The sequence below is a fragment of the Mycobacterium sp. SMC-14 genome (assembly GCF_046250075.1).
GTDB lineage: Bacteria > Actinomycetota > Actinomycetes > Mycobacteriales > Mycobacteriaceae > Mycobacterium.
This window is the reverse complement of the sequence record NZ_CP176429.1, coordinates 4450950-4466374: the sequence shown is the minus strand read 5'-3', so window position 1 is coordinate 4466374 and position 15425 is coordinate 4450950. Positions and strand designations below refer to the sequence as shown.

Genomic DNA, 15425 nt, shown 5'->3' with positions numbered 1-15425 from the left:
GCGAGTGGAGAAGGTCATTCGGATGGCGAGTAAGCGGTGTGGCGCAGGGCGTCGGGCGGTCTATTCCGCTGGTGCGGTGAGTGCCCTTGTGGCGCTGGGGATATCGCCCCAGGCGCATGCCGACTTCGATTTCGGCGATCTGTTCGATACGGGTGCCTGGGACCAGCTTTTCGCCGGTGACGACCTGAGCAACGCACTGGGTGCGGACTATGTCGATCCGGGTTCGGCGGCGGGGAGTTTGGGTGATCCGTTCGGCATCACGGGGCTCATCGATCAGTGGGTGTATGAGCCGTTGCATGCGGTGATGGTGTGGTGGATCGATGATTCGTTGATCGGTCGGCCGGTGGATGACTTCATCAATACCTGGTTTGGGTTCGGGTCGATCATCATCGGCAACGGTGCGGCAGGCACCGAGCTTGATCCCGACGGGGGCAACGCGGGTTGGTTGTTCGGTGATGGTGGCGCTGGCTATGACGGTGCGCTGACCGGGGTCGCCGGTGGCGATGGTGGCGCGGCCGGAATGTTCGGCAACGGTGGCATCGGAGGCGCCGGCGGGGCCGGTTTCGGTGGCGGCACCGGTGGTGCCGGCGGTAGCTGGGCCGGCGTGGGTGGCGCCGGTGGCGCTGGTGGTGTGGATGCTGATGGTGGCGACGGCGGCCTCGGTGCGGGTTGGCTGTTCAGTATCGGTGGTTCCGGCGGTGTCGGCGGGGATGGCCTGGTCGGTACCGCGGGCACGGTTGGTGTTGCTGGCATCGACAGCGGCAATGGCGGTGTCGGCGGCAACGGTGGCGTCGGCGGAAACGGCGGCGCCGGAGGCGCATCCAAGGCGCTGCTGTACGGCTCCGGCGGTCGCGGTGGTGCGGCCGGAAGCGGTGGCACCGGTGGTGTGGGTGGTCAGGGCGTGGCCGGCGAGGGTGGCACCGACGGCACCGAGGGCACCTTCGCCGATGGGGCCTCGGGCGACGGGGGTGATGGCACCGCGGGCTCTGACGGCGGCAACGGCGGTGCCGGCGGTAACGGTGGTGCGGCCGGGGTCGCCGGGGCTGCGGGCGTCACCCGTGCACTGTTTGGTTCGGACGGCAGTTCCGGGGTGGCCGGTCACGGTGGCAATGGTGGCGCCGGTGGTAGCGGTGGCGACTCCGGGGTCGGCGGCAACGGTGGCGCCGGCGCGGCCGGGACCGCCGCCAACCCGGATGGTGGCAGCGGCGGTAATGGCGGCGCTACCGGCACGGCCGGTAGCGGCGGTGCCGGCGGTCAGGCAGCGGCCGGCGGGGTGGACGGCCAAGCCGGTATCGGTGGTGAGGCATCCACGGGTGCGGCATCCGGTGGCCGGGGCGGCGACGGCTATGACGCGGCGGCGGATCCGAACGCAGCGCCGGGAACCGCGGGCGGCAACGGTGGTGCCGGAGGCAATGCCGGTGACAACGGTGTCGCCGGCGTCGGCGGTAACGGTGGTGGTGGTGCCGCCGGGGCGACCGGCGCGGACAGTACGACGGTGGGGGTCGATGGCGGTGATGGCGGTGCGGGCGGCGCCGGTGGTAACGGCGGTGTCGGCGGCCTCAACGCCGATGCAATAGCGCGTGCCGCCAACGGAATTGGTGGCGACGGTGGTGCCGGCGGCCGCGGCGGTAACGGCTACACCGGCTTGAGCGGTGAGGCTCCTGGATCTGATGGCCAAGGCGGCACCAACGGTGGCGCCGGCGGCAACGGGGGTAACGGCGGGGCCGGCGTCAGCGGTGGCGCCGGCGGCCAAGCCGGTGCCGGTGGTACCGGCGGTGATGGCGGCAATGGCGTGGACGGCGCGCATGCCACGGCTGCCGGCGCCGACGGTGGCAACGGCGGTAACGGTGGCGGCAGCGGCCAAGGCGGCAGCGGCGGACGCGGTGGCGACGGCGGCGCAGCCACCACCGGCGCCGCGGGTGCCAACGGCAACGGCGGTGCGGGCGGTGATGCCGGCGTCGCCGGGCAGGGCGGAAACGGCGGCGACGGTGCCGCCGGCGACTCCCTCACCGCGACCGGTGGTAACGGCGGCAGAGGTGGCGACCAGGGCAATGTCGCGGGCACCGGTGGACACGGTGGTGCGCACGGCACCGGCGGTACCGGTGGCGTCGACGGAACAACCGGTGCTGACGGCATCCCGGTCAGCACAGTGTCGGGCAACGGCGGCGCCGGTGGCGCCGGCTACGACGCGGCCACCGACCCCGATGCCGCACCGGGCACCAACGGCGGCGACGGCGGCAACGGCGGCGCCGGCGGGTCGGCCGGTAACGGCGGCAACGGTGGCGCCGGCGGTAGCGCGGCCGCCGGTACCGGTGGCGCCGGCGCGGCCGGGTCGGCCGGTGATGCCACCCGCCCCGATGGCGACCCCGGCCTTCAAGGCGACGCCGGTGGCGACGGCGGCAAGGGCGGCAACGGGGGAGATGGCGGCCTGCTGAGCTCCAATACGGCCGGCAACGGGGGTAACGGCGGAGCCGGTGGTGATGGTGGGGCGGGCGGCACCGGTGGCGCCGGGTACAGCCCGACCACGGCTGGGGCCAACGCTGGCAACGGTGGTAACGGCGGAGAGGCCGGATCCGGCGGCACCGGTGGCGCCGGGGGCAACGCCGGGACCGCGCGGAACGGCACGGTGGTCGGCACCAACGGCAACGGCGGCATGGGCGGTAACGCCGGCAGTGCCGGCCAAGGCGGAGACGGTGGAAACGGCGCCAACGGCGATGCCACCACCCCCGACGGCGGTGATGGCGGCAAGGGCGGCGATGCCGGCACCGTCGCGGGCACTGGCGGTTCCGGAGGCGCGGCCGGCACCACGGCCGGCGGCGGAGGCCTTGCCGGAGACCCGGGTACCGGCGGCACCCCCGCCACCGGGCCATCCGGCAACGGCGGCCGCGGTGGTGACGGCTACAACCCGCCCGGAACGGCCGGGGGCGGCGGCCAAGGTGGAGCCGGGGGAGACGGCGGAAGCATGGGCAACGGCGGCAAAGGCGGCCATGGCGGTGACGGGAGCGACGGCACGCCCGGGGGTTAGGCGATCGGCTACCTGAGTGGACTAACGTCCGGATTCTGGCCACTACTCAGCTCGGGGCATCCTGGGCTATTCGGTGTCCGAGCGCGCCAGAAAACGGTGTTTCTGAGTGCTGTGGACAGACGTCTACCAGCGGTTGACACCTGATGTCAGTAATCCTGTTTGAAATGGTCTTATGTCTCAGGACGAACACTCGGATATGAGTGCGAGAAGTGCTCGAAATGGGCTATTGACTCGCCACGTTCTCACCGCTAGCTTAAGAACACGTTAGAAGTACCCACAAGTTCACCGTAGTGAACGACTGTAGAGACTTGGGGCGAGTAGATGGCAGCACAACGTCAGAACGCGGGTCAGGCTGGATCGGGCCGGCGTATGGGGGGTCGGCGTCGTCGGGCGTTGGGCGCGGGCTCAGCGGCGGCGGCGTTTTTGGCGTTTGGGATGACGCCGCTCGCCGCGGCACCGGCAGCTCACGCCGACGGCGAGCTGGATTGGCTGCTCGACCTGTTCAACCCTGCGGCCTGGCCCGGGGCCGACGTCGACGCCTCGGCCGAGTTCGATTGGGCCGCCTTGTTCGACTCGTCGGCGGCGGATCTGCCGGCCGGGTTGGCCAGCGGCGACTCCCTGGATCTGACGATGCTCGTCGGCCAGTACATCTACACCCCGCTGCACGACAGCATGGTCGACTGGATCAACAGTCCGCTGGGGACCCAAGTCGACTCCTTCATCAACCTGACGTTCGGCTTTGGCACCACGATTATCGGCAATGGCGCCACGGGTGTTGCCGGTGTCGATGGCGGTGATGGTGGCGCGGCCGGCTGGCTGTTCGGTGACGGCGGGGCCGGTGTCGATGGTGGCGATGGTGGCGCGGCCGGACTCTTCGGCAATGGTGGCGCCGGTGGCGCGGGGTTGGCCGGCGGTGACGGAGGTAGCGGCGGTACTGGCGGCACCTGGATGGGTGTCGGTGGCGTCGGTGGCGTCGGCGGAGTCGGCGGTAATGGTGGCAACGGCGGCGACGGTGCCGGCTGGTTGTTCGGGTCTGGCGGTGTCGGAGGGGACGGGGGTATCGGTGCGGCCGGTGCCGTGGGTGCTGCGGGCGCTACCGGTGTGTGGACCGACGGTGGTACTGGTGCGGGTGCCGTCGGCGGCAACGGTGCGGCTGGCGGCAACGCCGGCAATGGTGGCAACGGCGGCAAGGCCTCCGGAATGTTCGGGGACGGCGGCAATGGTGGTGCCGGTGGCGTCGGCGGTGCAGGCGGTGCCGGCGGCCGTGGCGGTGCCGGTGCGGCCGGTGACTGGGACGCGTTGGGCAGCAGCGGCAATGGTGGTGATGGTGCCGGCGGTGGTGATGGCGCAAATGGTGGCGCGGGCGGCAATGGAGGTCTCGCGGGTGCCGGCACCAGCAGGGGATCCGCCGGGGAGAACGGTCTGGGCGGGCAGGGCGGTGCCGGTGGTGACGCTGGGATCGCCGGCAATGGTGGTGCCGGCGCTGAGGGCACGGCCGGGCACGCTGATGGCGGCCGCGGCGCCGACGGCGGGAACCCGGGTGCGTTCGGATTGGGTGGCCAGGGCGGCCTGAACGGCGGTTCGGCCACCGAGCGCGCAGCCGATGGCGCCGATGGCCTGGCGGCTGACCACGGCGGTAACGGCGGTAACGGCGGCAACGGATTCGATGTGGCGGCCTACAACGCCGCGAACGCCGGCGTCGTGGGTTTCACCCCGCTCGCTATGGCGGGCGGCAACGGGGGTTCCGCAGGCAACGCCGGCGCGGTCGGTGACGGCGGTACCGGTGGCAACGGCGGCGATGGTGGTGCCGGCGGCCGCGGCGGTAACAGCGGCGTGTTGTTGGAGAACGGCCAAGCCGCCGATGGCGGTGACGGCGGCAACGGTGGCAACGGCGGCTCCGGTGGTGCGGGCGGCTCGGAGGCCGGCCAGGGCGGTGCCGGTGGCACCGGTGGAAAGGGTGGCGCCGGCGGTGACGGTGGCGATGCGCTGAACCCGAACTCGGGGACCGGCGGAAGCGGCGGCATCGGCGGCAAGGGCGGACTGGGCGGTGCCGGTGGTGCCGGATACACCGGCGCGGCCGGTGTCCAGGGCACCAATGCCGGTGCCGGTGAAGACGGCGGCAGCGGTGGCGTCGGCGGTACTGGCGGCGAGGGCGGTGCGGGCGGTAACGCCGGTTCCGGCGCGACCAGTAATGGCAACAACGGCGACGGTGGCCGCGGCGGCACGGGTGGCAACGCCGGTGCGGGCGGTGACGGCGGCCAAGGTGCCGACGGCGACGCCACTCACCTCGATGGCGGTAGGGGCGGCAACGGCGGCAACGCCGGCACTGAGGGTGCCGGCGGGGCCGGCGGCGCGGCTGGCACTGGTGGCAACGGCGGCACCGCAGGACTCGGGGGCGCTGACGGCAGCACGGTGACCAGCGGCGGCAACGGTGGTGCCGGTGGCGACGGCTTCACCGCTACCGAAGCCGGGGCCTCCGGAGGCAACGGCGGTGCTGGTGGCAACGGCGGCAACTACGGCAACGGCGGCAACGGCGGTAGCGGCGGTGACGGGCTGGCCGGCACCAACGGCGTCGGAACCGACGCAGGTGGCAACGGCAACTCCGGCACCAGCGGTGGCTCCGGCGGCAACGGCGGCAAGGGCGGCAGCGCCGGCGACGGTCTGACGACGTTGACCGGTGGTATCGGCGGCGACGGAGGTTCGGGCGCCCGCGGCGGTGACGCTGCGGCCGGTGCGACCGGTGCGGCCGGATCGTTCGCCACCGGTGACGGCAATGGCGGCACCGGCGGCAATGCCGGCACGGCGGGCGCCGGTGGTAGCGGCGGCAACGGTGGCGTGGGCGGCGCGAATGGTGACGGCAGTTCGGCTGCGACTGGTACCGGTGGCAACGCGGGCAGCGGCGGCGACGGTGCCGAGGGCGGCGACGGTGGTGCTGGTGCCAACGGCGACGTGAACAACCTCAACGGCGGCAACGGTGGCCGCGGTGGCGACTCCAGCCAGGGTGGTGCTGCGGGCACGGTCGGTACCGGTTCCACAGATGGCAACGCCGGGTCGGCGGGCGCGGGTGTGGCCGGACCGGCCGGCAACGGCGGCGACGGTGGCGATGGTTACGACCCGTCGGCCGCGGGCGGCGAGGCCGGCGCATCCGGCGGCAACGGTGGTGCCGGTGGTGACGGCGGCAACCTCGGTGACGGTGGCGACGGCGGTGCGGGCGGCAGCGGTGTGGCGGGCACCGACGGCACGGACGCCACCGCATCCGGTGACAGCGGCACCAGCGGTACCGACGGCGGGTCCGGTGGCAACGGTGGTGCGGGTGGCCTCGGCGGCTCCACCTCCGGTGCCGGCGGCAACGGCGGTGCCGGGGGTGAGGGCGCGCGGGGCGGCAACGCCGGCGCCGGCCAGACCGGTGTGAACGGCAGCTACGCCGACACCGGTGACGGCAACGGTGGCAATGGCGGTAATGCCGGCACGGCCGGTTCGGGCGGCAACGGCGGCAACGGCGGCGCGGCCGGCGGTGTGGCCGCGGGCGGCTCCGGTACTGCCGGGGCGCTGGGCACGGCCGGTTCGGGCGGTGCGGGTGGTAACGGCGCAGCCGGTGGCAATGGCGGTGACGGCGCCGACGGTGACGCCGAGAACCTCAACGGCGGCAACGGTGGTGGCGGCGGCGATTCAAACGTCGGCGGTGTCGGCGGTGCGGCCGGTACTGGGGCCGGGAGCGCGACCCGAGGCGCTGACGGCACCAGTCCGGCCGGGCCGGCCGGCAATGGCGGCGATGGTGGTGACGGCTACGACAACGCGGTCGGCGTCGGTGGCGACGGCGGTCAGGGTGGTGAGGGCGGCAGCTTCGGCAACGGCGGCAACGGTGGTGCCGGTGGCACCGGTGGCAACGGCACCGATGGCGACCAGGGCACGCTGGCCCACATCAGTGGTACCGACGGCACCGTGGGCTTCCATGGCGGCGTCGGTGGTGACGGTGGTGCTGGCGGGTCGATCTCCGGAAACGGTGGCGCCGGCGGTGCCGGCGGGACCGGCGGCAAGGGCGGTAGCGGCGGTGACGGCTTGACCGGCACCAGTGGCACCGACGCCGGTGAGGCCGGTACCGATGGCGGCTCTGGTGGCAATGGTCAAGACGGTGGCTATGGCGGTGCCGGTGGCAACGGTGGTGCTGCCACCAACGGCAGCACGGGTGCCAATGGCAATGGCGGTGCGGGTGGTGCGGGCGGCGACGCCGGCACCCCCGGTGATGGTGGCAACGGTGCTGGCGGTAATGCCACCACCATCGATGGCGGCAACGGCGGTGCGGGCGGCAATGCCGGTACTGCGGGCAGCGGCGGGACCGGCGGGGCCCACGGCACCGGCGGAGTTGGCGGTACTGACGGCACCACGGGCGGCGACGGGGTCGGTGTTACCGGTCCGGCGGGTAACGGCGGCACGGGCGGCAATGGCTATGACGCGGCCAGCGACGCCGGCGCGGCGGGCGGAACCAGCGGCGGAAACGGTGGTGCCGGCGGGAACGGCGGCAACGTCGGCAACGGTGGCAACGGTGGTGTCGGCGGTGACGGCAAGACCGGCGTCGGCGGAACCGGGGCGGCCGGCGATGCCGGAACCCTCGGAAATCCGAACGGCGGCAAGGGCGGTCAAGGTTTGGCCGGCGGCAATGGGGGCACCGGCGGTGCCGGTGGAAATGGCGGTTCGCTGGCGGCCAACGTTGCCGGCAACGGTGGCCATGGTGGTACCGGTGGCGATGGCGGTGCCGGTGGTACCGGTGGCGCGGGATATGACGCCAGCACCGGATCGGTGGCCGGCGCCAGTGGCGGCAACGGCGGTAACGGCGGGGAAGCGGGATCCGGAGGCACCGGTGGCGAGGGCGGCAATGCCGGCACCACCAGCCACGGCACCGTCGGTACCAACGGCGATGGCGGCAACGGTGGCAGCGCCGGCACCGCGGGCGCGGGCGGTGCCGGCGGCAACGGCGCCGACGGCGATGCCGACACTCCCGACGGGGGCAACGGCGGCAGCGGCGGCGACCCGGGGACCATCGCGGGCACCGGCGGCAGCGGTGGCGCGGCGGGAACCACGGCCGACGGTGGCGGCACCGACGGGACCGACGGCGCGAACGGAACGCAGGCCATCGGCCCGTCGGGCAATGGCGGTAACGGCGGCGACGGCTATGACCCGTCCACCGACCCCGATGCCGGCTCGGGTGCCTCCGGTGGTGCCGGCGGCAACGGCGGCGACGGTGGTGCGATCGGTAACGGTGGCGCCGGTGGTGCCGGCGGCAGTGGCACGGCCGGGGCGTTGGGTGTCAGCGGCACCGCCGCCGGTGAGTCCGGCACCGCCGGTGAGGACGGCGGCGCGGGCGGCAACGGCGGCGCGGGCGGCAAGGGCGGTGCCCAATCCGGCGACGGCGGTAACGGCGGTGCCGGCGGTGTGGGCGCCGACGGCGGTGTGGGCGGTAGCGGCATGAATGGTGCTGCCGGCGCGGTGGCCTCCGGAATCGCCGGGCAGGCCGACAACGGTCAGAACGGTGGCGACGGTGCCGTGGGCGGTAACGGCGGTAACGGTGGTAACGGCGGAGTCGGCGGTACCGCGGCCAACGGCAGTGCGGGCAGCACGGGCTCCGGCGGCAGCGGCGGCAACGGCGGCGCCACCGGGACCCCGGGCGATGGTGGCGCCGGGGCGAACGGCGATGCCGTCAACCCCATCGGCGGTGACGGTGGTGACGGTGGCGACGTGGCCTACCCGGGCGCTGCGGGCGGCAACGCCGGGACCGGTTCTGGCAACGCCGCGGCCGGCAGTGCGGGCAGCGTGCCCGGTGGTCCGGTCGGCAACGGCGGGAACGGCGGTGACGGCTGGGACAACACCGGAACCTCCGGAATCGGCGGTGCGGGTGGTGCCGGTGGCGACGGTGGCAACCTGGGCCTTGGCGGCGACGGCGGCCACGGGGGTGACGGCCCGAACGGATCAGGCCCCAACGGCTGATCCTGGTTGGACAGACCGACGCGGCCACCCCGGGAACGGGGTGGCCGCGTCGCTTTTTCTAGCGTAGGAAATGGCAGTTCTTATTGCGAACTGTTGTCCTTATCGCCACAGGTCGCGAAGCGTTACTGGAGGGTAATCGGGACTGCGGCATTCGTGGTCGATTGCGAAGTCTCGACTCACCCGTCGAAACCCTGCGGCGAGATCGCATAACTGATGCCGTCGGACTCATATCGCCGTCATATCGCCGTCTGGGTCGGGGTCGCACCGGCGCCGCCGCGACGGCGGCACCATCGCGCCGCCGGTGGCGTTCCCCAAATCGTGGGTGCCGGGCACGCCGAGGCGACGTGGCTGCCGGTGACCTGCACCTGGTACTTGCCAGGCGCCCTGATCGGTGGCCGCTGATCCCGATCCCGCAACCGCCAGCAAACTAATTGAACCGCCCGATCTCTTTGCTGAGAGCTGCTAGCGCAACGTTTAACTGTCAGTTACCTGTGGATTGGTCAATTGACAACACTAGTTGTAAGCCGATTTATGGAGGAATGCTAACCGTAATCACGCGTCACATGCGTAATAGCCGCCCTCGAGTCTGCCAGAGTGCACTAGGGTTGACTGAGCCTGAATCGCTGTTAACGTAGCTCCCTAACGAGATTGCTGTGCCCGCATTATGCGTCAGTTAAGGGGGAAGGCATCATGGCTAGTCATCGTGAGGGTGGGTCCAAGGGTCGTCGCAGCCGAGTCTTCGGTGCCGGGACCGCGGTCGGTGCGTTCTTCGCGTTTGGGTTGGGGCCGTGGGCGGGGGCGCCGGCCGCGCATGCCGACTTTGATGATGTGTTGATCGACCTGTTGGGCGCCGACCTCGGTAACGCTGTTGCCGATCTGGGTGCCAATTGGGATGACCAGGCTGCCTGGGCGGTGGTATTCGACCCGGGGAGTTGGACACCCTTCTTTGACGGCCTCGGTGAACCGGCCATGTGGGATGCGATCCTGGCGGATCTGAATCTGGCCGGTATCGGGGCCGCCTCCCTTGACCTTCCGGGTGCCTCGGATGCGTCGTTCAATTGGAGCGAAATCAATTGGCTGATGCCATTCGGTGACGGAGCGGACGGCACCGCCGCCCACCCCGATGGTGGGGCCGGTGGCTGGATCTTCGGCAGTGGCGGTACGGGCTGGGACTCGGACGGTACAGGCGGCATTGACGACGGCGGATCTGGCGGGCAGGGCGGCCTGTTCGGTGGCAACGGCGGCGACGGTGGTTCCGGCTACGACGGTGGTGCCGGTGGCGACGGCGGTGCCGCCGGCCCCTTCGCCTGGTTCAGTCACGGTGGTGCTGGCGGCGATGGCGGTGACTCGGTCACCGCGGGTGGCGATGGTGGTGCTGGCGGCGCTGGTGGTGACGCCTCCCAGTGGGGTCTGTTCAGCACGCCTGGTATCGGCGGCAATGGTGGTGACGGATTGGCTGGTGCGGCAGGCGCTCTCGGCAGCTTTGTCACCGGCGACGGCAACGGCGGTTCCGGGCAAACCGGCGGTAGTGGCGGTAACGGTGGTGCCGGCGGTAAGGGCTCGACATTCTTCGGCGCCGGCGGCAAGGGCGGCGCTGCGGGGAATGGTGCCGCGGGCGGCGAGGGTGGCGGCGGTGCCGCTGGACACGACGCCGGCCTACTCGTCAATGCCGCAACCGGTGGTAACGGTGGGGCTGGCGGCGCCGGTGGCGACGCGGGCAAGGCCGGTGCGGGCGGCGCGGGCGGTTGGTTCGCCAGTGCGGGCGCTGCGGGTGCGGGAGCCGACGCCGGTGCCGGTGGTAACGGCGGCGTTGGCGGCAATGGTGGTAACGCGAACGGCGCGACCGGCGACGCCGGTGACAATGCTGTCGCCGGCAGTGGTGCCGACGGTGGCAATGGCGGTACGGGCGATGACGGTGGTGTCGCGGGCAATGGTGGCGTGGGTGGTGCCGGCGGCGCTGCGGGTACCTCGACGAACGGCACCACGGCGACTGATGGCTCTGGCGGCCAGGGCGGCAACGGTGGTGACGCCAAGGGTGGAACCGGCGGTGGCGGCGGTAAGGGAGCCGGCGGGGGCAGCAATGCAGTCGCCGGCAATGGTGGTGACGGTGGTGACGGCGGTGCCGGCGGAACGGCCGGTGCCGGTGGTGCCGGCGGCGCCAATGCGAGCGGTATCGGTACCGGAGCCAGTGGGACGAATGGGTCTTCTGCAGGTGGTGCGGGTGGTGCTGGTGGCCAAGGAGGCAAGGGCATCGGCACGTACAACTTGTTCGGCGACGCCCAGGCCGGCGGCACGGGCGGCACCGGCGGCATGGGCGGGGCAGGTAGCAACGGCAGCGTCGACGGTAACGGTGGTGCCGGCGGCGCAGGTGGCGACGGCGCCAGTAATGGCACCGGTGGCAGTGGCGGCAGCGGCGGCGCGGGTGGCGACGGCGCTCAAGGCAGTGTCAGCGGACCGGGCTACGGCGGTGGCGGTGGCGGCGGTGGCGGTGGCGGCAGCGTCTTCGTCAACGGCGGAGCCTCCGCGAGCGGAACTGCCACGGGCGGTGACGGCGGATCCGGCGGTGCGGGTACTGCAACGGCCGCTGGTGGCCACGGCGGCACCGGCGGGCAGGGCAAGATTTCCGCCTTCGGAGCCGGCAGCAGTGCTGACGGCGCAGCTACGGGCGGCAACGGCGGCAATGGCGGGATCAACGGCGGCACAGGTGGTGACGGTGGCGCCGGGCTCATCGACGCGAGACTGGGCGGAAGCGTCACCGGTGGTGCAAGCACCGCCGCTACCGGTGGAATCGGTGGCAACGGTGTGAACGGTGGTGCCGGTGGTGATGGTGGCGCGGCCGAGATAACGACAACCGGTGGTGACGCCGCGACTGTGGGCGGCACGTCCTTTGGCACTGCCAACGGCGGCGCGGGCGGCACCGGCACCGGCACCGGCAGCACCGGCGGCAACGGTGGTGCCGGAACGATCCGAAGTGGCTATCAGCAGACCTACCTCGGCCAGGGTGGTCCCGGAGGTACCGCCAGCGGCACAGCGACGGGTGGAACCGGAGGCGACGCCACCGGTGGCGGCACCGGCGGTAACGCCGGGTCCGGCGGTGTCATCGCGGGCGGAACCGGATCGACGTCCCAGGGAATCGGCATCGGTGGCAATGGTGGAGATGGACTGGACGGTGGCACGGGCGGTAACGGAGCCACCGGGCAGATCACCGTTCTGAACAGCGGGTCCCACGCCACGGGAACGGGCCACGGCGGCAATGGTGGAACCGGCACCGGCGCAGACAGCAAGGGTGGCAACGGCGGTACCGGCTGGGCTCAGGCCCTGAGCCAGGACAGCACCATCACCAATGCCACCGCCACCGGCGGCGATGGCGGCTCCGGCAGTAACGGCGGCATCGGCGGCGCCGGCGGCACGGGCGTGATGCAAACCGCCGCCGGCCCGGGTAGCCCCGGCACCAGCGGCACCAACAGCAGCATTACCGACAGTTCGGTCAGCGGAGCCAAGGGCGGCGACAGCAATACGGCCGGCGTCACCGGCGGCGGCGGAGGCCGGGGAAACCTGGTGACCGGCAGCCGCTCTGTCGACACCACCGGTGGCGACCAGATCGATGGCGTCACGGTCCAAGGCGGCGACGCGAACGGCACCGCGGTAGGGGGTAGCGCCAATCTGTCCGCCACCAATGGCTCGACGATCACTGATTCGCAAGTTGTCGCCGGCGACGGCGGGGCCGGTGGATACGTGACCATGACGGCCGACGACGGCTCCTCCATCTCCGGCAGCAGCGCCACTGGTGCCGACGGCGGGTCCGGGGGTCTGGGCGGTTATGCCACGGTGAGCGCTACCGACGGGGCCAGCATCTCCGACAGCCACGCGATCGGCGGCCACAACAGCGACACCGCTGTTGGCGGCACGGCAACGGTGTCGGCCGACGGCGCAAGCAGCGCTGTGGACGGCAGCACCGCGACCGGCGGCAACGCCGGCTCTGGTGATGCCAACGGCGGCGTCGGCGGCAAGGGTGGCGACGCCCTGGCGGGGGCGAGCCAGGGCGGCACGGTCAGCGACGCCACCGCTACCGGTGGTGACGGCGGCGCCGGTACCAATGGTGGACACGGCGGTGCGGGTGGCTATTCCGAGGTCAGCGCTGGGCTACAGGGCGGCACCGGGGGCACCGCCACCGGCGCAGGCGCCGGTGGTGACGGTGGTAGCGCGGACGGGGCCGGCAGCGTCGGAGGCAGCGGAGGTAGCGGCAATATCCAGGGTGGCTTTGTCCGGCCGGGTATTGGTGGAAATGACGGTGCGGCAAGTGGTTTCGGAACTGGAGGGCACGGTGGTGCCGCTTCCGGTGGTGGTCACGGTGGTAGCGGCGGTATCGGCAGTGTGGTGGCCGGTGGCAACGGTGCCGTGGCTGATGGCTCCGGAATCGGCGGCAATGGTGGTGACGGTCTTGCCGGCGCTATCGGCGGCAATGGCAGTAGCGGTCAGGTGGGTGCCTTCGCTGACGGAGCCCACGCCAGCGGTACTGGCCAGAGCGGTAATGGCGGCAACGCCACCGGCGCGGGCAGTGTCGGCGGGAACGGCACTATCGGCAATATTCAGGCGTTCGGCGTCAACAGTGCGGCCAGCGGGACTGCCACCGGTGGTGACGGTGGTGCGGCCGGCAACGGCGGTCACGGTGGCACCGGTGGTCAGGGCAGGATCGTTGCCAACGCGACCGGTAGCCAGGCCACCGACAGTATCGCCACGGCCGGCGCCGGTGGCGATGCCTCCGGCGGCGGGACCGGTGCCCTCGGTGGTCAGGCGTATGTCTATGCCGGGACGTTCGGTGACGCCGGCAGCGGCGGCGACATCTCGGGCAGCACCGCTATCGGTGGTACGGCCAGTGAGTTCAACGGCGGCATTGGGCAGGTGCTTGCGGTCAACGGCACTGTCTCCGACAGCAGTGCCATCGGTGCCGATGGTGGGTCGGCTGGTCTGGGTGGTTATGCCACGGTCAACGCCACCGACGGTGGCAGCATCTCCGACAGTCACGCGATCGGCGGCCACAACAGCGACACCGCTGTCGGCGGCGCGGCCACCATCTCTGCCGACGGTGCGAACAGCACAGTGGCCGGCAGCACCGCGACCGGCGGCAACGCGGGAAGCGGTGACGGCAACGGCGGTATGGGCGGCAGCGGCGGTGCGGCCGACATCGAGGCGGTCCAGGGAGCCGCCGTAACCGACTCCACAGCCACCGGCGGCGTCGGCGGTGACGGCAGCAACGGCGGCACCGGCGGTACCGGCGGCGAATCGGGTGTCTATGCGGCTGGAGCAGGCACCACCGTTGCCAACGCGGTTGCCAGCGGAGGTGCCGGCGGTGCCGGCACAAATGGCGGCGTCGGCGGTGACGGCGGCTCGGGCTGGGTCACCGGCGGGTATGACGGACTCACGTACCCCGACAACACCGTCCACGATGTCACCGCCACTGGCGGTGACGGCGGCGTCGGCAACGGGATCGGCAGCAGTGGCGGCCACGGCGGTACTGCTCTTGTCCAAGGTGGGAACGGTGAAGCCGTCAATGGCGGCAGCGCTACCGGTGGTCTCGGCGGCACCGGAACCGATGGCGGCACGGGCGGCAACGGTGGCAACACCCAGCTCCTCGCCATCGATCAGGCCACCGTTAACGACGGCATCGCCGTCGGCGGCCTCGGCGGCGACGGTACAAACGGCGCCACCGGCGGCAACGGCGGCAATGCCCAAGTGGTGTCCTGGAATGCCGGCGGCACGGCTACCGGCACTGGTATCGGTGGCGACGGCGGCGCAGGCAACGGCGGTAACGGCGGTAACGGCGGGACCGGATCGGTACAGGGCCACGCGCCAGGAATCTCCGTGAGCGGGACCGCCACCGGTGGTGCGGGCGGCGACGGTGGCTACAACGGTATCGATGGCAGCCTCGGCGGCAACGGCGGAGCTGGCGGTCGCGGCAACGTCGAATCGATCCTCATCGCGGGCTTGTCCATCGACGCCAACGGTACGGGCGGCGACGGTGGTGCCGGCGGCGACGGAGGCATCGGCGCTGTTGGCGGCAGCGGTGGTGCCGGCGGCGTCGGCAATGCGAGCGTCGGTGGCGACGGTGTAGGCGGCAATGGCGGTGACGGCGGCTCGGTCGGAGCTGAGGGCAACGGAGACGGCGGCGCCGGTGGTGCTGGCGGCAACGGTGGAGACGCCGCCACCACCGGCGGTACCGGCGGCAACGGCCAAGCCGGCCAGGACGGTCAGCCCAACGGCGTGACCGGCGATAGCGGTCAGAACGGCGCGAACAACCCGTAAGGGGAGGGACGCGCTACTGGTCGTCCGTTCCAAGCGATCGCGGCCCGGTCTTTCGACCGGGCCGCGATGGCGTTGCGGCCCGCGGCCGAGGGCGCCGGGTGGCAGATCACCTACG

At 72.1% G+C, this 15425-nt stretch carries 4 protein-coding genes; all 4 read left to right on the top strand.

From position 1 onward, the window contains the following. Positions 1 to 76 precede the first annotated feature (76 nt). The gene (locus tag ACKY0W_RS21000; protein WP_409435648.1) at positions 77 to 3025 is read left to right on the top strand and encodes a PGRS repeat-containing protein; all 2949 of its coding nucleotides are present in this window, start codon (positions 77 to 79) and stop codon (positions 3023 to 3025) included. Positions 3026 to 3346: 321 nt separating this feature from the next. Beyond that, on the top strand, positions 3347 to 9007 hold the full coding sequence (locus ACKY0W_RS20995) for a PE family protein (RefSeq protein WP_409435647.1): 5661 nt from the start codon (positions 3347 to 3349) through the stop codon (positions 9005 to 9007). Between the two features lie 213 nt (positions 9008 to 9220). After that, complete coding sequence (locus ACKY0W_RS20990; RefSeq protein WP_409435646.1) at positions 9221 to 9409, top strand: hypothetical protein; 189 nt, start codon at positions 9221 to 9223, stop codon at positions 9407 to 9409. A 288-nt stretch (positions 9410 to 9697) separates the two neighbouring features. After that, positions 9698 to 15310, top strand: a complete 5613-nt coding sequence (locus tag ACKY0W_RS20985) for a beta strand repeat-containing protein (protein WP_409435645.1) — start codon at positions 9698 to 9700, stop codon at positions 15308 to 15310. The last annotated feature ends 115 nt before the right edge of the window (positions 15311 to 15425 follow it).

What these genes read in the sequence shown, in the direction of transcription:
- ACKY0W_RS20990 (WP_409435646.1), top strand. Translation starts at nt 9,221, where the DNA reads ATGCCGTCGGACTCATATCGCCGTCATATCGCCGTCTGGGTCGGGGTC.
- ACKY0W_RS20995 (WP_409435647.1), top strand. Translation starts at nt 3,347, where the DNA reads ATGGCAGCACAACGTCAGAACGCGGGTCAGGCTGGATCGGGCCGGCGT.
- ACKY0W_RS20985 (WP_409435645.1), top strand. Translation starts at nt 9,698, where the DNA reads ATGGCTAGTCATCGTGAGGGTGGGTCCAAGGGTCGTCGCAGCCGAGTC.